Origin of the sequence: Desulfolutivibrio sulfodismutans DSM 3696, from assembly GCF_013376455.1 — a bacterium.
GTDB classification, from domain to species: Bacteria; Desulfobacterota; Desulfovibrionia; order Desulfovibrionales; family Desulfovibrionaceae; genus Desulfolutivibrio; species Desulfolutivibrio sulfodismutans.
On record NZ_CP045504.1, the window covers coordinates 3,977,107 to 3,999,258 of the forward strand.

Consider the following 22,152-nt stretch of genomic DNA (forward strand, 5'->3'; position numbering starts at 1 on the left):
CTGCGCGTGAGCGAACGACGAGACGAAAGGCGGGCCGCGAGGCCCGCCTTTTTTTTGAGCAATAGACGGGTTCGAGGTGTTGGTTGTTCATATATAGATAAATCCTATTTGACAAATAGATTTCATAAATATACCCAGGGTGGGCTTTGAAAGCATTGATACATCAGACCTGACGAGATGCGAAAGGCGATATCGGCATGTGGCATGGCGTCTGCTCTGTGCCTTTTTGTTCATGGGTGTTCCCAATTAGGTGATGAGTCCTGTTGTCCCTGGTGAGGCAACATCCAAATGGTTTGCATGCGTCCCCGTCAATATGTTTTCATGAGCATATAATTGGGCGTGTATGGTGGAATGAACATGCGAGATGGTGCCGCCGAGAAGGCGCTTCGAGGGATAGCAAGAAATCCAGGCGAAGCTGCGTGCTCTGAGGGCGTCAAGTTGTCGGTTCGGGGGATAAGCCATGTGTACGCATCCCCGTCAGGGACCGCCACGGTTTCCCTGCAATCCGTTGATCTCGATATCCGTGATCAGGAATTCGTCGCCATTGTAGGGCCGAGCGGATGCGGCAAGAGCACGCTCCTCAACATCATGTCGGGTTTGATAGGGCCCAATGCGGGGGACGTCTTCCTTGACGGATGTCGGCTTCTCGGCGTGACCCAGCGCATCGGGTACATGTCCCAGGCTGATACCCTGATGCCATGGAGGAACACTCTCGAGAATGTCGAACTGTCCTTGGAGATCCGTGGAATGCCCAAGGCAGAGCGCCGTGAGCGGGCCAGACATCTGATCCATAAAGCCGGTTTGAGCGGTTTTGAGAAGAGCTATCCCCATGAACTCTCGGGGGGCATGAAGAAACGGGTCGTGATCATCCGCATCCTGGCGGCGGATTCGGAAGTGTTATTCATGGATGAGCCGTTTGGCGCCCTCGATGTCTTTACCAAAGAGATGCTTCAGGACGAGATACTGAAGGTCTGGCAGGAAACGAAAAAAACCATTGTCTTTGTCACCCATGACCTTGCGGAGGCGATCACCCTTTCCGATCGCGTCGTGCTTCTGACGGCGAGGCCGTCTACGGTCAAAAACGAATACGATATCCCCATTCCCCGTCCCAGGTCGGCCCTTGAAACACGGTTTCAGCCCGAATTCGTCGCATTGCAGAAACTCATCTGGAATGATTTGCGGGAGGAGGTCGTAAAGACCAAGGGCGGCCAGGATGCTTAGTGCGACGGGCCCCCTCTCCGGGAAAATGGTGTTTCTCCTCCGGCTGCTGCTCATCCTCGCGGTCCTGGCCGTCTGGGAGATGCTCGCCAGATTCAAGATTCTCGACCCTTTCTTCATGAGCCAGCCAACCGCCATCCTTGTCGATATGAAGGAGGCGTTTTTTTCCGGGGAAATCATTCCCCACATTGCCGTGACCTTGAAAGAGGCCTTGGCCGGGCTGTTTTTCGGAACGCTCACGGGGGTGCTCACGGCGCTTATTCTGGAAAAGGCGGAAACCGCAGCGCGGGTGTTGGACCCCATCATCATGGCTTTGTACGGAATTCCCAAGCTGGCGCTTGGTCCGATCTTCATCCTTTGGTTCGGTTTGGGGATTGAATCAAAGATATTTCTGGCCGCGCTCATGGTTTATTTTCTTGTCCTTTTCAACTCCTACGCCGGTTTCAGGAATGTTGACCAGAGTCTGGTCAACGCCGTCAAGCTTATGGGCGCAAGCAATAGGCAGATCATGCTGAAAGTGGTGTTGCCTTCTTCGATTCCCTGGATGCTGGCAGGCATCAAAGCGGGGTTGGGGGCTGCTCTGCTCGGAGCTGTTGTGGGTGAATACATCGGGGCCAATTCCGGGCTGGGCTGGATGGTGGAGTATGCCGGTGGGATGTATGACATTGCGCGAGTCTTTACATGCATCATAGTCCTTATGCTGCTCATGGCTGCGCTCAACACAGCTCTTGGAATGGTGGAAGGAAGGCTCCTCAAGTGGAGGCCGACGGTTGAATAATCAAAAAACAGGAGGTGGCGTTTATGTGCATCGCGAAGAATTTTATAAAATGTAGCGTTGGATTTGTGATAGTGGCCATGTTCATTTCTTTATCCGTAAATTTCGGGAATGCAACAGATGCTGGATCTGCCGCATCTGATGGAAAATCGTTGCAACAGATCATCGTGGGACAACCTGGGCATGACGATTACGGCATCCCACTCTATCTTGCCGACAAGCTTGGATATTTCAAGGAAGAGGGGCTTGCGGTACAGTTCATGAACTTCAAATCGAGTCCCTTGTCCGTCGCGTCTCTGCTGGCGGGTGAAATCCAATTCTGTCTCACCAGCTACGATCAGGCTTTGAAGACGTTCGAAAAGGGAAAAATACTGAAAATTGTGCTCACCACCACGGAGAAGCACCCCTGGTGCCTTCTGGCCCGGCCTGAGATCACGTCTCTCAAAGACCTGAAGGGGAAGACCATCTCAGCCAAAATGCCTGGCTCCGGCCCGCGTGCCTTTGCGACCAGCATTGTCATCCATGGCGGTCTCGACCCCAATAAGGACGTAACCTTTGTTGATCTGCCGGAAACAGCCATTCTTCCTGCCTATATCAATGGCGACATCGACGCCACGGTGGGTAGCGGCATCCGGAAAGCGGAAATGTTGAGCCGTGGGGCCGTGGTGCTCGCCGATATGAACGACCCCGCCCAGCATAAGGCCATTCTGGAGACGGACACGTTTCCGTTGAAGGTCGTCCTGGCTACGGACGACTATCTGAAGAGCAATCCGGAGATCGCTCAGAAGTTCGTCACTGCGGCGTATCGGGCCATGCAGTGGGAAAAGGCGCACAGCAGTGCGGAAATCGCCGAGAAGGTGTCGGAGTATTTCCTGGGCTCGGTGAGCCAGGAAGTGGTGGACGATATCCGGAGGGCTTTCAGCCACACCGGACTGGTCACCGCCGGGGGGCATAAGGCCATCGAGAAGCAATCTCTGAGCGTCGGGCTGATCAACAAGCCGGTTCCCATGGAGAGTGTCGTGGACATGTCCTATCAAGAAAAGGCTGCCGCAAAGCAGTAGGGGCAAAGGCGTCAAACCCCGGCCAGGGCCTGCCCACAGGGCATGCTGCGGCGGACCTTGGCCCTGCGGGCAGGCGGCATGGCTGGAGATGAAGAGACGCCGTGCATTACAGATTGGCTTCGAGCCCGGCGCATGATGGGGGTCGGGGCCGGAAAAGGTTCAGGAGCGGCAATGGGTGACCAATTCCTGCGGACGATTTGTCAGTTCTGCCATAACAACTGCGGCCTGCTGGTACGCAAAAGTACTTCCGGACATCTGCTCATTCACGGTGATCCGGAGCATCCCTCGAACCGGGGGTGGTGTTGTCCAAAGGCGCAGGCCAATGCAGAGATCCTCCTCGCCGATGATCGCCTGAAGCGCCCATTGAGAAAAACGCGTGCAGGCTTCCAGCGGATATCCTGGGATGAAGCCCTGGACTATGCAGCGGACAGATTGGGCGAGATTCTCGCCAAGCATGGCCCGTTGAGTCTGGCGCGATGTACTGGAGCCCCGGTGTCCTACCATTCCCGTGACGGCTTCCTTCAATTCATGGGTGAGGTGGGATCGCCAAATCTAACGGGGATAGGCAATCTGTGCATGGCGCCCCGGATGACGGCCTATCGGGCTGTCACTGGCGGAGCGCGAACCGAGCCCGACTACGACGCCACGAATCTGGCCATCTTCTGGGGCGCAGACCCCGTGGGCGTGAAGCGTTTCGCTTCCTATGCGGCCCATGGCGGCATGAATCGTATTCTTCCCCGGCTCAAGGAACGGGGGGTGAAAATCATCTGCATTGATCCCTATTTCTCGGCAACGGCCCAGGAAGCCGACCAGTGGATACGCATCAACCCGGGCACGGACACCGCGCTGGGGTTGGCCATGATCCATGTGCTCGTGGCAAACGAAATCTACGATAAAGAGTTTGTGGCCGGGTATTCCGTTGGCTTGGCGGAACTCGCCGGGCATGTTCGGGATTGCACCCCCGAATGGGCCGAGGGACTGACGGGAATCCCGGCTGGTGTCATTGATATGCTTGCCAGAACGTATGCCGCAACCAAGCCTGCGGTTATCTATGAAGGCAATGGGTTGGACATGTACGCCAACGGGGTGGACGCGGTGCGCACCATCGCTACGTTGGTCTGTCTCGCCGGGAATCTGGACGTTCCCGGCGGGAACGTGTTCATGCCGTTTCCACATCCTGCGCCGCTTCCGACCAAAGCGTTGCCGATCAATCGGAGGGTGTGGTTTGATCGCTTTCCCCTTTTGCCGCATGTCCCCTTTCCGGCCATCAAGGAGGCCATCCTGGGCGGGGAACATAATCGTCCCAGGGCCATGATCGTTCATCACGGCAATCCCGTTCTGGTGCAAGCCAACGAGCAGCGGACCAGGGTGGCCCTGGAGAAACTGGATTTCCTGCTGGTCACCGAGTTGTTTCCCACAGCCACTACGGAACTCGCCGACCTGGTCCTGCCCATGGCCTCCGCATTTGAATGCTACGGATATCGCGCCTATTCGAGTGTCGCAGGAGGCTTTTTCGCACTGGCGCGTCCCATTGTGGAGCCTGTCGGAGATGCGAGGCCGGTTTTCGATGTCGAATATGCGTTGGCCAGTCGAATGGGACTGCACCGGGACTATCCATTTCAGGACGATCGCGGATGGGTTGATTACATGGTCAAGGCCCATGGCGTGACCGTACGACGCCTGGAAGAGGAACAGATTGTCTTCGCCCTTCCGGGAGTTCGCTACCGGAAATACACGGACAGCCCTTGCGGCACGCCGTCAGGGAAGGTTGAATTTTTCTCCCGTTGGTTTGCGCAGGCGGGAGCTCGGCCCATGCCGATATATGAAGAGCCAGCCGGGGAATCCTTGTCGCGGGACCGGTGTCTTGAAAAGGGATTTCCCTTGCGCGGCACGAGTCGGCGACCCTCGCAGTTCGTGCATACCAAGTTCAAAACTCTCGATGCGATAACCAAATCCTATCCCGAGCCGCTGGTACGCATGCATCCGGATGACGCAGTGGTCCGTGGCGTCCTAGAGGGGGAGATGGTGAAAGTGACATCGCCCCAGGGAACCATAACGGTCAAGGCCAGGCTCAGCGAACGGACTTCTCCCGGGTTGGTGTGGGTTGATTTCGGTTGGGGAAATCCGTCAGATGGAAAAGCCAATATCAATGTTCTTTGTAATGACGGATTGTTTGACCCTGTCTCCGGAGGCACGCCCAACCGCCTTTTCCCTTGCGAGGTACAGAAAGCTCGTGTGAGCGAGCCGAAGGAGTGAACCGGGCCGTCTGCCGCATTGTAAATGAAGTGATGTGGTATCGACGTTATCCGGCGATGGTGATGCCGGAAACCGTCGTTGAGGGAGGAGATACATTTCATAGTCCGGCTTGATCGGCTGATGGCCGAAAGATGTTTCGAGGAAGGAAAAGTATTCTCTCTTTTCTAAAGTTTTCGCTATCCTCTCCGATATATATCCCCATGGGCGGGGGCAAATCCCGCCGCACGGCGGTGCGTTTTCCCGCTTCACGTCGCATAAGGGGAGTATCAGCATGGCGTTCGAGCTTTCCACCTCATCCCTCGTTTCAAGCAGCCTTGGCCTGGACATCCTGGACAGCACGCAAAGCACCGCCTCTTCCCAGAAGACCGGGACGAGCCAGACCTCCTCTGCCTCCGGCGCGGACACGGTGAGCATCTCCGAGGAGGCCTACCGCAAACAGCGCCAGGCCGCGTATGCCGCCTGGGTGGCGGCCCGCGACGCCGCACAAACCGCGACCCAGGCCACCGCAAACGCCTGGGAGACCAACTTCGGCCTAAAAAGCGGCTCCACCACCCTGAAAAACGGCAACACCCAGGTCACGACCATCGACGGCGCGAAGATGGAGCGTCTCGAATATAAAAACGGCGTGCTGGTCAAGAAGGAGACCGGCTCCATCGTCGGCGACCGGGCCGTATGGGATACGCAGCACTACGACATAAGCGGCGCGGTCACCCAGAAGGCCCATGCCGAATTGACCGGCCTTGGCGGCACGGATGCCGAGACCATGGCCTCCTTGCGCCGGGACGTGCAGTGGTACGAAAACGGCAAGATCACGCGGGAACTGCATGACGGCATGAACGTCCAGGCCTCCTCGGTCAGCCCCGAGCTTGTCAGCGGCGGCGAACTGGACGGGGCCGCAACCCTGGAGGACATGGCCGGAACCCTGACCCGGGACTACGTCAACAGTGACTATCAGGCCGACATCGTGGAATACGCGGACGGCAAGGTGTCCCTGACCGCCTCCATCCACAACCAGTTGGAGGCCGAAAATGCGACCAACCGGACAAGCTCGGCCGTGGGCAGCCTGGCGGCCTGGTCCACCAGGGAACTGACCAACGCCAACGCCCTGACCGTGCAGTTCACCCGCTATGACGCCGACGGCGACGTGCAGGTCCAGGCCAACCTTACGGATCAGGTGCAGCAGGGCATGGATCTGACCCAGACCGTGGCCGTGTCCTGGTACGACCAGGGCGAACTGGTGCGCCAGGAGGAGGGGAGCCTGAGCATGGCCTTGATCCCGGGCTCTGGGCAGCAACTGCCGGAGCGGCCGGGCATTCTGGAGACTTTTGGCATCGCCCGGGAGACCTTCAGCGGAAGCACGCCGCTTTCGGCCGACGGGATTCTGGCCGCCAGCCGCGAGGAGAACGCCGGGGCGGCCGACGCCTTCGTGAACGGCCTGGATTCGGACATGGCCGCCGGAGGCTTCAGCCTGGCTGAAAATCTGGCGGAGTACCGGGACATGGACAATCCGTACAGCATAAGCTTCACCAGCCGGACCTACCGGGATGGGGAGCTTGCGGCCGTGTCCACGGACACCGAAGAGGTGCGCGAAAACCCCATGCCCCAGGAGACGCGGTTCGAAACCGGCAAGGGCCTGACCGAGGATGACATCCCGGCCATGCTGCGCTCGGCGAGCCACGAGGAATCGGCCTATGAAAACGGAGAGCTCACGGCCCACGGCGAGCTTTCGATGCGCGAGTTCGTGCAAAAAGACGCCCGGGGCGTCTTTGGCCTGAATACGAGTTTTACGGGCGCGGCCGGGATCGGTCTGGACCGGGAATCCCTGTCCGGAACCCGGCAGGGCTCCCTGGAGGACCTGGACAGTGAGGCCAACGCGGCCTCCATGGCCATGGGGCAGTCGGCGGAAATGGCCGTCCGCGACACCCGGGCGCTGTTCGCGGGCCTTGGCGAGGTCTGATCCCGCAGGAGCCTGGCCTGCCCCGGGGGATTTACGGGCTGTCGGGTGCTCGCGGCGGCGGTCGCCCCAGAGGCGGGAGGGCGGTGTTCTTGAGGGTGGCCTGCACCCCCACGACATGATATTGACAATCAAACTCACTATCGGTATCTCCGCTGCATGAGGGGCGGCGGCCGGATGCGTCCCCGCCCGAAACATCAGCGCAGGGAGTGTGTCATGGCCAAGGCGCTTGTGGTTTTCGGTTCCACGACAGGCAATACCGAATCCGTGGCTGGGTATGTGGCCAAAACCCTTGAGGGGGAAGGCATGTCCGTGGACGTGAAAAACGTGTCCGGCGTGCAGGCGGCCGGTCTGGCCGACGGCTACGATCTGGTTGTCTTCGGCAGTTCCACCTGGGGAGACGACGACATTGAGTTGCAGGAGGATTTCCAGCCCTTTTTCGAGGAACTGGACAAGGCCAACCTTTCGGGAAAAAAGGTGGCGGTATTTGGCTGCGGCGATTCCAGCTACACCCATTTCTGCGGGGCCGTGGACGCCATCGAGGAGAAGGTGGGGCAGCTTGGGGCCGATGTGGTGGCGGCGTCGCTGAAGATCGACGGCAGCCCGGAAAAGGACGAGGCCGTGGCCTGGGCCAGGGACGTTTTCAAAAACGCGGCATAAGGGCGCGCCCATGGCAGCGATGCGGGATCGAGCGTTCGCAGCGATGAAACAGCGGAAGGCGGTCCCACCGGGCCGCCTTTTCCATGGGAAAGCGCCGGGCGGGGAGCACCTTTTTCCGCATGCGGTCCTTGGCGCGGCATCGTCCCTGATGCCCCGGAGCCCAAACCATCCCTCATCATCATCCGATCCACCGGCAGCTGTTTTTTTCTTCCCTCGTGCACGAAAGCCCTGCGGAATGCGTGGCGCTCACAACAAACGCCCGGGCGACGTTCTGCCTGGGCGTTGCGGACGTTGCAGCTTGAAATATTTATTGACTTATCGAATACGACTTATTATTTTTTCAAATAGCATGTAAAGAATATGTCAAATAAGCTTGGTGGATACGAAGTCGAGCCTTGTCAAGCCGCCGCCTGCTTCTGCTCGTATTCCGGCGGGGGATGGGCGGATAATGAAAAAGGGCAAAACAACATACCAGGGAGAGGGTCATGAGCGAACCGGCGATCCATCTCGAAGGCAGGCGGAAAGGGTCATTGATCGGCGACATGGCTGCGTTGCTGCCGCAGGGGGGGAACTTGGGCATGTGCCTCACCTGCGGCGCGTGTACGAGCGGGTGTCCCGCCACGGGCATGGAGGGCATGGACCCGCGCAGGCTGCTGCGCATGGCCGTGATGGGGCTGGACGAGGAGATCAGATCCACACCCTGGGTCTGGATGTGCACCATGTGTTTTCGCTGCATGCACGCCTGCCCCATGCAGGTGAACATCCCCATGCTGGTGTACGAGTTGCGGGCCGGCTGGCCCCGTGATCGGAAGCCCAAAGGGATCATCGGTTCCTGCGACCAGGGATTGCGTACTCAGGGCGCGAGCGCGGTAGGCATCTCCACCGAGGATTTTCATTTCGTCGTCGAGGATGTCTTGGAGGAGGTCCGCGAGTCGCAACCCCGCTTCAAGGATCTGAAAGCTCCCATCGACAAGCAGGGGGCGTTTTTTTTCGTCAACCAGAATTCCCGGGAGCCGGTCAAGGAGCCTGAGGAAATGGTTCCGCTTTGGAAGATACTGCATCTGGCCGGAGCGGATTGGACCTACGGCACGACGGGCTGGGGGGCTGAGAATTATTGCATGTTCGCGGCGGAGGACGATCATTGGCGCGCGGTGCTCGAAAAGCAGGTGGCGGGAGTCAAGAAACTGGGCTGCTCATCATGGATAAATATCGAATGCGGCCATTCCTTTTATTCCATCTGGGCCGGATTGAAGCGATTCAACATCGACAGCGGCGTCGATTTCGATCATATCGTGAACTGGTACGCCCGCTGGATTCGCGAGGGCAAGCTGCGCCCAAACTCGGACTGGAACAAGGATCTCGGGTTACGTTTTACGGTTCAGGATCCATGCATGGCTGTCAGAAAATCCATGGGCGACGCCTTCGCCGACGAGCTGCGATTTGTCGTCAAGGCCTGTGTGGGCGAAGAGAATTTCGTGGATATGTTTCCCAACAAATCCAATAACTATTGCTGCGGTGGCGGAGGCGGATTCCTGCAGTCGGGATATAAGGATGCACGTTTGAATTACGGCAGGGTCAAGGCCGGGCAGATTCTGGCGACGAAGGCGGATTATGTCATCACCCCCTGTCACAATTGTCATGCCCAAATCGAGGAACTTTCCGAGCATTATCACGGCGCATGGCGCACCGTGCACCTGTGGACCATGCTCTGCCTGAGCCTGGGCGTGCTTGGCGAAAACGAACGCATCTATCTCGGCCCGGAATTGGCCGAGGTGGCGTTGCCCTAAAGGGGCGGGGTTTCACCGGGAGGCCTGGGCCCGGGCGGGCCAGGCTTCAGTCACCGGAGAAAAACCAGTGTGCGGTCACGCATGCGGCCGCCGCGCTTATAATGCCAAATCGGACAAGGCGGGCCTCGGGGTCCGCCTTGCATTTTGGGTGGTTTTTCTCTTCCCCCGCAACGCCTTCAGGGCGGCCACCCGCGTCGTTTTGACTTTCCCGCCGGGTCCGGCTATTTTGTCCCCTTACTTGGACAGGAAACGGAAGACGGTGAAACTCCGTCGCGGACGCGCCGCTGTAACCGGCATGATCCCCGCCCGGGCCACTGTTTCGCTTATGAAACGGGAAGGACCGGGCACGCATGAAACAATGCGGGGGCCGGAAGCCAGAAGACGTCCTGTCCCAGGAGCAGGGCTGTCTCGCGAAACAGACAGGCGTGTGAAGAAAGCATGTCCCAGGCCCCCTCCCGGGGGCGTCGCCCACCGTGCTTTTTCCCTACGCATGTTCTCGCCTGGGTTGTCCTCGCTCCCTTTCACGAAACCACTTCTGAAAGGAGCAACGCGCAATGCAAACGCATGTCCTTGGTTTTCCCCGCATGGGGGCCTCCCGTGAACTCAAGTTCGCCCTGGAACGACACTGGCGCGGCGAACTGTCCGCCCAGGGCCTGGTCGACATCGGCCGGGAACTGACCGTCCGGCATTGGGAAATCCAGCGTGAGGCCGGGTTATCGCTGGTGGCCGTGGGGGATTTTTCCTTTTACGACCACGTGCTGGATACGGCCGCCATGCTCGGGCTTCTGCCCGGGCGGTTTGCGGATGAACCCCGTCCCCTTTTCCCGGAGACGTATTTCGCCATGGCCCGGGGCGATGCCGAAAAAAACCTGCCGCCCCTGGACATGACCAAGTGGTTCGACACCAACTACCACTACCTCGCGCCCGAGATCACCCCGGGCATGACCCCGCGCCTTGCCCGGCAGGCCGTGATCGAGGACGCCCGGCTGGCCGTGTCCCTGGGGCATCGGCCCAAGGCCGTGCTCCTGGGGCCGTTGACCTTTTTGTCCCTGTGCCGGGCAGAGGACGGGGCGGATCGTTTTGAGCTGCTTCCCGGGATCATGGCCGTCTACCGCGAGATCCTGCAGCAATTGGCCCCCCTGTGCCCGGTCATCCAGATCGACGAGCCCATCTTGTGCACGGAGATGGCTACGGCGGCCAAGGCCTATTTCAAACCCGCCAGCGTCATGTTGCGCGCCGCCGCCGAGGGCGCCAAGCTCCTTTTGGCCACGTATTTCGGCGGGCTGGGGGAAAACCTGGACCTGGCCCTGGAGTCCGGGTTCGACATCCTGCACCTGGACGCCACCCGGGCCGGACACGAGCTCTCCGGTGTCGCCGACCGGCTCCTCGGGGACATGTCCCTGTCCCTGGGGCTGGTCTCCGGCCGCAACATCTGGAAGACGGACCTCGCCCGGGCTGTGGCGACCGCCCGGGACATGGCCCGGAAACTGGGGGAGGACCGGCTGCTCATCGGTACGGGCTGCTCGCTTCTGCACTGCCCGGTGGACCTGGAGCGGGAGCGGGCGCTTGCGCCGGACGTGCGTCGGACCATGTCCTTTGCCGTGCAGAAATGCCGCGAGGTGGCGGTCATCGCCGAGGCGGCCGAGGGGTGGGACCATGCCGAGACCCTGGCCAAAAACGCCGCCGACCTGGCGGCCGGGCGCGACAATCCCCTGGCCTGCGACCCTGCCGTGCGCCGTCGCCTGGAGGGCGTCACCCCGGCCATGCTCTCGCGGCAAAGCCCCTTTGCCGAGCGCAAAAAGGCCCAGCAGGCGCGCCTGAACCTGCCCCTTTTGCCCACCACCACCATCGGCTCCTTCCCGCAGACCGCCGCCATCCGGGCTGCGCGGCTGGCCCTGCGCCGGGGGGAGATGGATCAGGCAGGCTACCGGGCGGCCATGCAGGAGGCCATCGCCGACGCCGTGGCCCGGCAGGAGGCGCTTTCGCTGGATGTCCTGGTCCACGGCGAGCCCGAGCGCAACGACATGGTGGAATATTTCGGGCAGATGCTGGGGGGCTTTTGCTTTACGGAAAACGGCTGGGTGCAGAGTTACGGCAGCCGCTGCGTGAAGCCGCCGGTCATCTTCGGCGACGTGTCGCGCCCGGCGCCCATGACCGTGGACTGGATCGGCCATGCCCAAAGTCTGACCCAAAAACCGGTCAAGGGCATGCTGACCGGGCCGGTGACCATCCTCAACTGGAGCTTCGTGCGCGAGGACATCCCCCGGGCCGAGGTCTGCCGCCAGATCGCCCTGGCCGTGCGCGACGAGGTGGCGGACCTGGAGCGGGCCGGGACGCCGATCATCCAGATCGACGAGGCGGCCTTCCGGGAGGGGCTGCCGCTTGGCCGGGCGGACCAGGAGGCCTACCTGACCTGGGCCGTGGAGTGCTTCCGGCTGACGGCCTCGGGGGTGTCCGACGCCACGCAGATCCACACCCACATGTGCTACAGCGAGTTCGGGACCATCATCCGCTGGATCGCGGCCATGGATGCGGACGTCATCAGCATCGAATGCAGCCGCAGCAAGATGGAGCTTTTGTCGGCGTTCGGGGAGTTTGAATATCCCAACGACATCGGGCCGGGCATCTACGACATCCACAGCCCCCGGGTGCCCGGGGTGGAAGAGATGGCGGGGCTTTTGCGCAAGGCCATGGCCGTGATCCCGGCTGAGCGGTTGTGGGTCAATCCGGACTGCGGCTTAAAAACCCGGGACTGGCCCGAGACCATGGCCTCGCTGGCCAATGTGGTGGCGGCGGCGAAGATGCTTCGGGCGGAAATCGAGGCTGAAAAATAGCGCATGGCCTGACGCAGCGTCAGGAACGGAAAAGAAGAAAGGCGGTCCAAGGGGGCCGCCTTTTTTGTCGTCGTGTGCGGCGAGGTTACAAATTCTGCACCAAAAATCCCAGTATCATGCGCCGCGACACCTCCCCCATCAGGATGCCCTGGTCGTCCAGAACCGGCACGGCATTGGCCCGCTGCTCCATGATCAGCCCATGCGCCGTGACGAACAGGTCGTCGGCCCGGGCCGTGGGAAACTGCGTATCCATGATGCTGCCCACCTCCGTGTCGGCAATGGCCGCCATATTGCGCCGAAGCGCCCGCAAAAGCGCATCGCGCCCCTGAATCCGCCCTGCCAGGCTGTCCTCGGCGACCGGCCCGGGCACCAGCATGAACAGGAAATCGAAAATGGTCACCACGCCCAGGAGCCCGCCGCGTTCATCCACCACGTAGGTGTTGCGGGAGGTGTCGGTCAGGCCGTTGTACCAGATGAGCACATGCCCGATATGGGCCTCGGGGCGCACCTTGATGAGATTTTTACGCATCAGGTCGGAAATTTTCATGACGGGTTGCCGGGTGGTTGACGGTTACGAGGCCTGTTTCCCCGCCGGGTCGGTCCCGACGGGTGCAGTCTGGAAAACTGCCTCTTTTAACGGCATGATAGCGGCATTCGCCGGATTTTTGAAGGCGTTTGGCGGTGTATTTGTTATTTTTCTCACGAAGTAGGCCCCGGGGGCTCCAAAAAAGAGCAGGATCGTTCAAGACCGGCCGCCGCGTTTTTGGGCAGGATACCCGAAACGCAAACGCGAGGAGGAAGCGGCCATGAACGAGAACGGGAGTGGTTTCGAGGAAGGGTGCTGCGTGTTCCCGGGTAGGACGATCCGCCTTGCCGATATCCCGGAAAAACCCCATCCGGCCTTTGCCGGGGTGTTTTTACGCTGCCTGGTCCCGGGGCGGGAGACCGGGGGCACGCTCAGCCTTCATCTGGTCCGGGTGGCGCCGGGATGCCGCCTTGACGCCCATGTCCATGAGGGGCAATGGGAGGTGCATCGGGTGGCGGCCGGAAGCGGCGTGGCCGTCATCGACGGCAAACAGGCGGCGTATCGGCCCGGGGTGGCGGCGGTCATCCCCAAAGGGGCCCGGCATGAGGTTCGGGCCGGGGACCAGGGCCTTTTGCTGTATGCGGAGTTCGCCCCGGCCCTGGTGTAGCGGGCCGGAATGCCTGCGGCGTCCCTGCGATCACCCGGGGCGTCCGGTTCGGGCGCGACCGGGCCGGGACCAGCCCGGATCTTTTTGGGGGGCAAAGGGCGCCCGCCCGCCTGCCGCCGCAGGCATGGTCCCGGCGCTATGGTGCGCTTTCGAGGTGCGGAACATGGACGACGGTGCGATGGTGCGTTTCGGGCGCGAGCCCTATGACGGCGACGTGCGCACGGTGGCGGCCGTGGGCGTGCCCCCGGATTTTTCCCGGCACGCCCACGCCAGTTGGATCATCGGGCTTGCGGAACGCGGGCGTCGGCGCATGTCGCTTCCCGGCGGGGAGTTCGACGTGCCCCAGGGCGGCCTCTACCTCATCCCCCCGGACACCCCCCACGCCTGCGTCCCCCTTGGCCCGCCGCCCCACGCCCACCGGGCCGTGTGCCTGTCTGGGCGGACCTTTCGGGACATGGCCGGGACAGCGGCCCGGGACGCAGCCGACGACGCGCCCGGCGACGCGGCCGCGTGGCTCCGTTGCTTCTTCGAACTGGTGGATGCGGATGCCCCGGCCCAGGCCCGGCGCACGGCCCTGGCTAAGGCCCTTGGCGCGCTGCCCGGACTGCCTGAGGCGACAGTGTGGCCCGGGGGCGATCCGGCTGGGGGCGGCGTCCGGGCCGAGGTGGAGCGGGCCGCCAGCTACCTGGCCGGGCAGGCCCGGCGCAATCCCAGCCTGGACGAGACGGCCCGGCATGCGGGTCTAAGCCCCTTTCATCTGCATAGGCTGTTCGCCGCCCGGTTCGGCCTGGCCCCTCATGCCTTCGTCATGCGCCAAAGGCTGCGTCTGGCCCTGGCCGCCCTGGAGGCGGGCCACAGCGTGGCCCAGGCCGCCGTCTTGGCCGGATTCGCCGACCAGAGCCATTTCACCCGCCAGTTCCGGCGCGCCGTGGGGGTCACGCCGGGGCGCTTTGTCCGGACGCAGCCGAAGGCGGCAGGGCGATCTGACGGGGCGTGAAAAACCGCAGCCGCAGGGCGTTGGTCACCACGGTGAACGAGCTTAAGGCCATGGCCGTGCCGGCCAGCATGGGGTTTAAGGTCGGGCCGCCGAAGAGGTGCAACACGCCCGCGGCCACGGGGATGCCGATGGTGTTGAAGGCAAAGGCCCAGAAGAGGTTCTGCCTGATGTTGCCCATGACCGCCCGGCTCAGGTCCAGGGCGGCCAGGACGCCGCGCAGGTCGTTGCGCATGAGCACCACGTCGCAGGATTCGATGGCCACGTCGATGCCCGAGCCCATGGCCACGCCCAGGTCCGCCCGGGCCAGGGCCGGGGCGTCGTTGATGCCGTCGCCCACCATGCCCGCCCGGAATCCTTCGGCCTGAACCCGCTCGATCTCCTGGGCCTTGCGGTCGGGCAAAACCCCGGCCACCACCCGGGTTATCCCGGCTGCGGCGGCCACGGCCTTTGCCGTGGCCAGGGCGTCGCCCGTGAGCATGACCACGGTGATGCCGCGCCTGGCAAGCTCGGCCACGACCGCCGCCGATTCGGGCCGAAGCTGGTCGGCGATGGCCAAGATGGCGGCAAATTTTCCGTCCACGGCCAGATGCACCGGGGTCTTGCCCGTATCGGCCAGATCAGCGGCCGTCTCGTCCGCCGCGTCCATGCCGGACACGCCGTTTTCCGTCAGAAACTCCCGGTTTCCCACCAAAATCTTTTTTTCGCCAATCAGGGCCACCACGCCCTTGCCCGGCACGGCCTCGAAGGCGGCGGGCTTGTGCAGGGACAGGCCGCGCCGGGCGGCCTCGCGCACCACGGCCTGGGCCAGGGGATGCTCGGACAGGCTTTCAGCCGCCGCCGCCAGGGCCAGGGCCGCGTTTTCGTCCGGGCCGCTTGTGCCCGGGGCGAGGCGCACCGCGTCCAGGGACGGGCGGCCGTGGGTCAGGGTGCCGGTCTTGTCGAAGACCATGGCCGTCAGTCCCCCCGCCCCCTGGAGGGCCGCGCCGCTTTTGACCAGGATGCCGAGCCGCGCCCCCCGGCCCGTGCCGACCATGATCGAGGTGGGGGTGGCCAGCCCCATGGCGCAGGGGCAGGCGATGACCAACACGGCGGTGAAGATGCGCAGCGCAAAGGTGTAGGTCGCCCCGCCCAAAAAGTACCAGGAAAGGGCCGCGACCACGGCGCAGGCCATGACCGTGGGCACGAAATAAAAGCTCACCCGGTCGGCCAGGTCGGCGATGGGGGCCTTGGACCCCTGCGCCTCGCGCACCAGGGCCACGATGCGCGACAGCGTGGTGTCCGCGCCCACCCGCACGGCCCGCACGGTGAGCGCCCCCGTGGTGTTGAGCGTGCCGCCGGTGACCGTATCCCCGGGCCGTTTGGTGACCGGCAGGGGTTCGCCCGTGAGCATGGACTCGTCCACCCCGGACTGGCCCTCGACCACCTCGGCGTCCGTGGGCACCCGGTCGCCGGGGCGCACCAAAAGGACGTCCCCGGCCACCACCTCTTCCAGGGGGATGGGCAGGTGCTGGCCGTCCTTGACCAGGGTGGCCATGTCCGGGGCCAGCCGCATGAGCGCGGCGATGGCGTCGGAGGTCTTGTACTTGGCCCCGGCCTCCAGGTATTTGCCGAGCGAAATCATGGCGATCAAAACGCCTGCGGACTCGAAATAGAGGTCCATGGCCCGGGCCGCCGGGTCCACGCCCGCGAGAATCTCGATAAGGTTCCACAGGCTGTGCAAAAAGGCCGCGCCCGTGCCCACGGCCACCAGGGAGTCCATGTTCGGCGCGCCGCGAAAAAGGCTTGGGATGCCGACGGTGTAGAAACGGCGTCCGGTCCACATGATGGGGACCACCAGGACAAACTGGGCCAGGGCGAACCCGGCCGGGGAGTAGTGCGGGTCGAGAAACGGCGGCAGGGGCAGCCCCAGCATGTGGCCCATGGACACGTAGAGCAGAAGCCCGGCCAGGACCATGGCCGGGACAAGCTCCCGGCGCAGGGCGTGCAGATTGTTTTCGGCCTCGGTGCGCCGGGTCTTGAAAAAGTCCGTGGTGGTCAGGGATTCGGAGGAAAATCCCAGGTCGCGGATGGTGCGGCGGATGTCTCTGGGGGTGACGGCGGCGGGGTCGAAGACGAATTTTCCGGTCTCGGCGGCCAGGTTCACCGTCGCCTGGGAGACGCCGGGCATGGCCCCCACCACCCGCTCAATGCGCGACGAGCAGGCCGCGCAGTGCATGCCGGTGACGGCCAGTTCCAGGCTGGCCTGGTCGGGGGGTGGGGTGGCCGTGAATCCCAGGTCGGCCACGCGGCTGACCACGGAACCCAGGTCCACCTTATCCGGATCAAAGGCCAGGTGCATGGACTCGTCGGCCAGGTTGACCGAGACCTGGGCCACGCCCTCCATGCCGGAGACGATTTTTTCGATGCGTGCGGCGCAGGCCGCGCAATGCATGCCCGAAACGGGCATGGAAACATGTTTGCCGTCAGGGGGTGCTGCTTTTTTCATGTGACATATGTACGCCTTGAAACGAAAAGGGCAAGACCCCGCCCCCCCCGCCCCCCCGGCCAAAGGCGGGGCGCTCCGGGGGGGGCGTCGAAACCCGGCTCGCCTGCGGGCCGCCGGGCCTTTTCTTGCCAAGGGGGAAAAAAATGTTCACAGTGCCCGATGCGCCCCATGGTCCGCCAAGGGGCCGCGCCCCCGGGATTTTTTATGGCCCGGGAGGTTCCCCATTACCCCGCCGGGACGAAACGCACGACATGAACCACGCACTTATCGAGATCAAAAATCTTCGCAAATCCTTTCAAGGCCAGGAAGTCCTGCGCGGCGTCGATCTGGCCGTGCCCGAGGGCGGCATCACGCTGATCATCGGCAAAAGCGGCGAGGGCAAGAGCGTGCTGCTCAAGCATATCGTGGGCCTATTGCGGCCCGATTCCGGGGAGATCCTGTTCCAGGGCCGGTCCCTGACGGGGATGCGCCGTGCCGAACGGGGGGCCCTGGCCCGCAGCATGAGCTTCATGTTCCAGAACATGGCCCTTTTCGATTCCCTGACGGTGTTCGAAAATATCGCCCTGCCGCTTCGCGAAAAGACCAGGCAGGGGGAAAAGGAAATCACCGCCCGGGTCATGGACAAGATCGAACGCCTGGAGCTTGGGGTCGTGGCCGGGAAATATCCCTCGCAAATCTCAGGCGGCATGCAGAAGCGCGTGGCCCTGGCCCGGGCCCTGGTCACCGAACCCCGGGTCATCCTCTTCGACGAGCCGACCACCGGGCTTGATCCCATCCGCAAAAACGGCGTGCTGTCCCTTATCTCCCAATCCCGCCAGACCTTCGGGTTCACGGCGCTCATGGTCAGCCACGACATCCCCGACGTTTTCCGCATTGCGGCCAAGGTGGCCCTGCTGGACGGCGGCCGCATCGTCTTCGAGGGAACCCCCGAGGAGATCCTGGCCACGGACATGCCGGTGGTGACCCGGTTTCTGGCCGGGCAGGAAGAGACGGAAACCGATCTGGAGGGAGCGGCATGAACTTTCGCGCCTTGAAGCCCCTGCGCGTTCTGGCCCTTTTCCTGTGCCTGGCGGCCCTGGCCTCGGGCTGTGCGGGGAAGTCCGGCAAAAACGTCCTTTTCCAGGCCGCCACCATCGACTCCCTGTCCGCCGGGGGCCTGGACGGCGGGGTGAGCATCGGCGAACTCTCCCGGCGCGGCGACACGGGCCTGGGCACCGTGGACGGCCTGGACGGCGAGATGGTGGTGGCGCGCGGCGTGTTCTACCGCGTGGCCCATGACGGCGCGGTAAACGTCATCGACAAGGGCGTCCGGTCGCCCTTCGCCATGGTGGTCTTTTTCTCCGCCGACCGTACCGTGGCCATCCCCGGCGGCGCGTCCCTGGCCGATGCCACGGACGCCCTGGAGGCCGCGCTGCCCACGAAGAATCTGTATTACGCCGTGCGCCTGACCGGAACCTTCAGCCAACTCAAGGTCCGCAGCGTGCCGGGCCAGAGCCGCCCCTATCCGCCTCTGGCCAAGGCCCTGGCCGAGCAGAGCGTGTTCGAGCTGGAAAACGTGGCCGGGACCATGGTGGGCTTTCGCTGCCCGAAAAACGTGGGTGGCCTGAACGTGCCCGGCTGGCACCTGCATTTCATCTCCGACCCCGACGCTGCGGGCAAACGTGTGGGCGGCCATGTGCTGGCGGGCCGGGTCGGCGCGGTCACGGCGGAGGTGGCGGACCTGCGGCAGGTGGAGATGGTGTTTCCGAAGCTGGGCGATTTCGACGCCACCCCCCCGGCCGGGGAGGCGCAGCCGATCAAGGGTGAGGCCGTGGGGCACGACTAGGCCGCGTCGGGGAAGACGCCGCTATTTTTCAGGAAAAAGCGAAGAGTTCGAGTTGCCGCCGTTCGATCCGTCTTCCAGGATTTCCAGAACGTGCGGCCGGTCGCCGGGCGGGGGACGCCTCAGAGGTTGCCGGTGTTGCGCTCGAACACCCGAAGTTCGTTAACGATGAGGTTGCCCACGGTCTTGATGTCCGGGTTCTCCTGGCTCATGGCCAGATCCCCGACGCGCTTGATCTCGGAGCGGATGACCTCCAGCACGAATTGCTTGATGTCCTGGATGCGTTTTTCCACATAGTCGACATCCGACGCTTCCTTCATGTTCTCCAGGATATCGGTCAGTTGCATGACCAGATAGGCCCTTTCGGCGTAAAAGCTCGACGAGGCGGCCAAAAGCCCCAAGGTGTTTTTTTCCGCCGGGTCGTCGGCGCTTAAAAACAGGTCCGAGGCCATGGCGGCGTATTCCGTAAAATGGTCGTGGGAGGAGCGGAAATGTCTGGCCGAGGCCTGGGCCGGAAGGGCCTGGGACAACGCCAGACAGGCCATGACGAAAAGGGCCAGCGGTTTTTTCATGAATCATTTCTCCGGGTAACGGCGAAACAATCGGCAACGCGTCAGGTCGCCGAAACGACATGCCGCTTTCTACCAGCTTTTTCCTCTTCGGCAAAGGGCGCTGGCGTCCTTGGCGCCAGGCGTTTCCCTCCTTGGAACCGTCAACAAAAACCGTTACGATCAAATCGCAGGATGTTCTTCGTCCCGGCAGACTGCTGGCTGCGGTGGGCCGTTGCGGAGCGGCCGGGCGTTTTGGTGAACCCCCTGGCCGCGCGGGGGAACGCCCCGGAACGGCCATTGACTTTTAGCGCAGTTGCCCTACATCCGCGGCATGGCGGCCGCCATGCCGCAAAACGTTGCACCGTCGGGGAGGCCTATGCACCGGTTCCTTTTCGTCTGCTGTCTTGTGGCGGCGCTGCTCACGGCCTGGGCCGGGGGCAATGCCGCCCGGGCAGGAATGCTCACCCTGACCTTTGACGACGGGCTGGCCAGCGTCTACGCCCATGCCTTTCCCATTCTGAAAAAATACGGCATCCCGGCCACCACGGGGATCATCGCCGCGCGCCTGAAAAACGCCGATGATGATTTCATGAACGTGGCCCAGGTGCGGGAACTGACACAGGGCGGCTGGGAGGTGGCCTCCCACGGCCTGACCCATAAGCGGCCCGTGGACATCCCCGAAGGATACGCCCAGGAGCCGCTGAAAAACTGTCGCAACGTCAAGGGCAGCGAAACGGTGTTCGAGGCCAAGTACGCCTATGAGGAACTGGCCGGGCTGACCGAGGACGGACGGCGCCTCAAGGAGCTCGACAACGAAAAAGACGTGAAATCCACCCCGGGCAGCTATTATTACGACGAACTGATCGGCGAGGTGGTGTTTCGGCCCCTGGACCCCGACGATGTGGAGGACGGCACCATCCGGGCCGTGTCCTATCAGCGGGAGATGGTGGAGTCGCGCGAGGTTCTGGCGGAACTGGGATTTCCCGCGCGTACCTACATCACCCCGCACAACTACTGGACCACCCACATGCGTGACCTCAGCCGCTCCCTGTACGACCAGGTGGTCACCGGCGGCGACGACGGCAATTTCCCCGGCCGCACGGATCGCTGGTGGATCAAGCGCCATGTGGTGCATACGGCCGATTCGGCCCAGACCATCATCGACCTGACGAAAAAGGTGGTGGTGGATGAGGACGGCTGGCTGGTGTTGTGCCTGCACGGGGTGGGCGACGATGTGGGCTGGGAGCCCTGGTCCGCCGCCAACCTGGAGGCCTTTGCGGCCTGGATCGCGAAAAACGGGGTGGCCACGGTGACGATCGCCGAAGGAGCGCGGCGATATTTTCAGGACAAGGGCGTCGCACGGGGAAAGGGATGAGCCGTCGTCCGTTGCGCATCGTGGTGGCCGGTTTTTTTGTGGGCTTTCCCCTTGGAGGGCAGGCCTGGATGGTCCTGCACTATCTGGTGGGACTTGCCCGCCTGGGGCATGAGGTGCTTTTTGTGGAGGACGCCTCGGACTGGGCCTATCCCTTTGACCCGGCCGTGGGGCATGGCGTGAGCGACTCAAGCCACGGCCGGGCGGTTCTGACGGATATGCTGGCCCGGCACGGCCTGGCCGGTCGCTCTTTCTACCGCAGCGACATCGAGGGCCGCACCTTTGGCGTAAGCCCCGACGAGATGCGCCGGTTTTGCGCCCAGGCCGACCTTTTTCTCAACGTCTCCGGGGTGGTTCCGCTTCGCGAGGAATACCTCGCCCCCAGGGTGCGGGCCTTCATTGACACCGACCCGGTCTTCACCCAGGTCAAGATCGAGCGCGACCAGGGAATGCGCGACTACGTCCTGGCCCACGAGCATTTTTTCACCTACGGCCTGAACCTGCCCTCAGGCGGCGTGCCGGACGTGCCCCTGTCGGGCCTGGACTGGAGGCCCCTGGCCCCGCCCGTGGTGCTCGATCTGTGGGACGGCGGGGTCTCGCCCGGCCGGGGCTACACCACCATCGGCACCTGGGACGCCAAGGACCGCGACCTGGAGATCGGCGGCCGCCGCCTCAGTTGGCGAAAAAGCCTGAAATACGAGGCCATGATCGATCTGCCGTCGCGCCTTCCCGGTGTGGAACTGGACTTGACCATGAGCGGCATGAAAGAGGCCGCGCCGCGTTTCGCCGACGCGGGGTGGATCGTGCGCGACGCCCTGGAGATGTCCGCCGACCCTTACGTCTACCGCGACTACATCCTGGGCTCCAAGGCCCATTTCTCCCTGGCCAAGGACCAGAACGTGCTGCTTGGAAGCGGCTGGTTTTCGGATCGAAGCGCCAGCTATCTGGCGGCCGGAAAGCCGGTCATTGACGAGGACACGGGATTTGGCGCGGTGCTGCCCACGGGCGAGGGCCTTTTCGCCTTTGAGGGGCCGGACGCGGCCGTCGCCGCCATCCGGGCCGTGGAGGCCGATCCCGTGCGCCACGGCCGGGCCGCCCGCAAGATCGCCGAGGAACATTTCGACGCGGCCAAGGTCTTGTCCGGGCTGCTGGCCGCTGTCGGGCTTGGCTGAGCCGTCTCTCCGATC

Annotated in this window: 17 protein-coding genes and 1 riboswitch; of the genes, 14 read left to right on the forward strand and 3 right to left on the reverse strand. The window is 63.0% G+C overall.

The genetic code is table 11. The annotated features are described in order from the left end of the window. Nucleotides 1-357: 357 nt before the first annotated feature. From GD606_RS18150 to metE, 8 genes are all read left to right on the forward strand, one after another. Nucleotides 358-1,221, forward strand: a complete 864-nt coding sequence (locus GD606_RS18150; protein ID WP_163301786.1) for an ABC transporter ATP-binding protein — start codon at nt 358-360, stop codon at nt 1,219-1,221. Beyond that, a complete protein-coding gene (locus tag GD606_RS18155; protein WP_163301787.1) occupies nt 1,214-1,996 on the forward strand; it encodes an ABC transporter permease in 783 nt (260 codons plus the stop codon). The genes GD606_RS18150 and GD606_RS18155 overlap by 8 nt, the downstream gene beginning before the upstream one ends. 23 nt (nt 1,997-2,019) lie before the next feature. Continuing rightward, nucleotides 2,020-3,054, forward strand: a complete 1,035-nt coding sequence (locus tag GD606_RS18160) for an ABC transporter substrate-binding protein (RefSeq protein WP_163301788.1) — start codon at nt 2,020-2,022, stop codon at nt 3,052-3,054. Nucleotides 3,055-3,225: 171 nt separating this feature from the next. Further along, nucleotides 3,226-5,310 (forward strand): molybdopterin-containing oxidoreductase family protein, encoded by a 2,085-nt coding sequence (locus GD606_RS18165; protein WP_163301789.1) that lies wholly within the window; start codon nt 3,226-3,228, stop codon nt 5,308-5,310. Nucleotides 5,311-5,581: 271 nt separating this feature from the next. Then, a complete protein-coding gene (locus GD606_RS18170; protein ID WP_163301790.1) occupies nt 5,582-7,267 on the forward strand; it encodes a hypothetical protein in 1,686 nt (561 codons plus the stop codon). Between the two features lie 213 nt (nt 7,268-7,480). Further along, entirely contained in the window at nt 7,481-7,924 is a 444-nt protein-coding gene (locus GD606_RS18175; RefSeq protein ID WP_163301791.1) for a flavodoxin, read from the forward strand. A 485-nt stretch (nt 7,925-8,409) separates the two neighbouring features. Further along, nucleotides 8,410-9,711 (forward strand): (Fe-S)-binding protein, encoded by a 1,302-nt coding sequence (locus GD606_RS18180; RefSeq protein ID WP_163301792.1) that lies wholly within the window; start codon nt 8,410-8,412, stop codon nt 9,709-9,711. 200 nt (nt 9,712-9,911) lie between these two features. Further along, nucleotides 9,912-10,116: riboswitch (cobalamin riboswitch) on the forward strand. A 149-nt stretch (nt 10,117-10,265) separates the two neighbouring features. Further along, nucleotides 10,266-12,545 (forward strand): 5-methyltetrahydropteroyltriglutamate--homocysteine S-methyltransferase, encoded by a 2,280-nt coding sequence (gene metE / locus GD606_RS18185; RefSeq protein ID WP_163301793.1) that lies wholly within the window; start codon nt 10,266-10,268, stop codon nt 12,543-12,545. Between the two features lie 85 nt (nt 12,546-12,630). Here metE and GD606_RS18190 read toward each other — a convergent pair whose 3' ends face one another. Continuing rightward, nucleotides 12,631-13,092: a CBS domain-containing protein gene (locus GD606_RS18190; RefSeq protein ID WP_163301794.1), complete on the reverse strand. Its 462-nt coding sequence runs from the start codon at nt 13,090-13,092 to the stop codon at nt 12,631-12,633. 259 nt (nt 13,093-13,351) lie between these two features. Here GD606_RS18190 and GD606_RS18195 point away from each other — a divergent pair, with 259 nt between their 5' ends. After that, a complete protein-coding gene (locus GD606_RS18195) occupies nt 13,352-13,738 on the forward strand; it encodes a cupin domain-containing protein (protein WP_163301795.1) in 387 nt (128 codons plus the stop codon). A gap of 163 nt (nt 13,739-13,901) precedes the next feature. Beyond that, nucleotides 13,902-14,735, forward strand: a complete 834-nt coding sequence (locus GD606_RS18200; RefSeq protein WP_176629345.1) for a helix-turn-helix transcriptional regulator — start codon at nt 13,902-13,904, stop codon at nt 14,733-14,735. Here the strand turns inward: GD606_RS18200 and GD606_RS18205 are convergent. After that, complete coding sequence (locus tag GD606_RS18205; RefSeq protein WP_163304019.1) at nt 14,674-17,220, reverse strand: heavy metal translocating P-type ATPase; 2,547 nt, start codon at nt 17,218-17,220, stop codon at nt 14,674-14,676. The genes GD606_RS18200 and GD606_RS18205 overlap by 62 nt on opposite strands. A gap of 251 nt (nt 17,221-17,471) precedes the next feature. Here GD606_RS18205 and GD606_RS18210 point away from each other — a divergent pair, with 251 nt between their 5' ends. Next, entirely contained in the window at nt 17,472-18,239 is a 768-nt protein-coding gene (locus tag GD606_RS18210; RefSeq protein WP_163303956.1) for an ABC transporter ATP-binding protein, read from the forward strand. Continuing rightward, nucleotides 18,236-19,045 (forward strand): acetolactate decarboxylase, encoded by an 810-nt coding sequence (budA, locus tag GD606_RS18215; protein ID WP_163303957.1) that lies wholly within the window; start codon nt 18,236-18,238, stop codon nt 19,043-19,045. Before GD606_RS18210 ends, budA begins: the two co-directional genes overlap by 4 nt. 119 nt (nt 19,046-19,164) lie before the next feature. Here budA and GD606_RS18220 read toward each other — a convergent pair whose 3' ends face one another. Further along, a complete protein-coding gene (locus GD606_RS18220) occupies nt 19,165-19,614 on the reverse strand; it encodes a hypothetical protein (RefSeq protein ID WP_163303958.1) in 450 nt (149 codons plus the stop codon). A gap of 355 nt (nt 19,615-19,969) precedes the next feature. Here GD606_RS18220 and GD606_RS18225 point away from each other — a divergent pair, with 355 nt between their 5' ends. Continuing rightward, on the forward strand, nt 19,970-20,968 hold the full coding sequence (locus tag GD606_RS18225) for a polysaccharide deacetylase family protein (RefSeq protein WP_163303959.1): 999 nt from the start codon (nt 19,970-19,972) through the stop codon (nt 20,966-20,968). After that, the gene (locus tag GD606_RS18230) at nt 20,965-22,137 is read left to right on the forward strand and encodes a glycosyltransferase (protein ID WP_163303960.1); all 1,173 of its coding nucleotides are present in this window, start codon (nt 20,965-20,967) and stop codon (nt 22,135-22,137) included. Before GD606_RS18225 ends, GD606_RS18230 begins: the two co-directional genes overlap by 4 nt. The last annotated feature ends 15 nt before the right edge of the window (nt 22,138-22,152 follow it).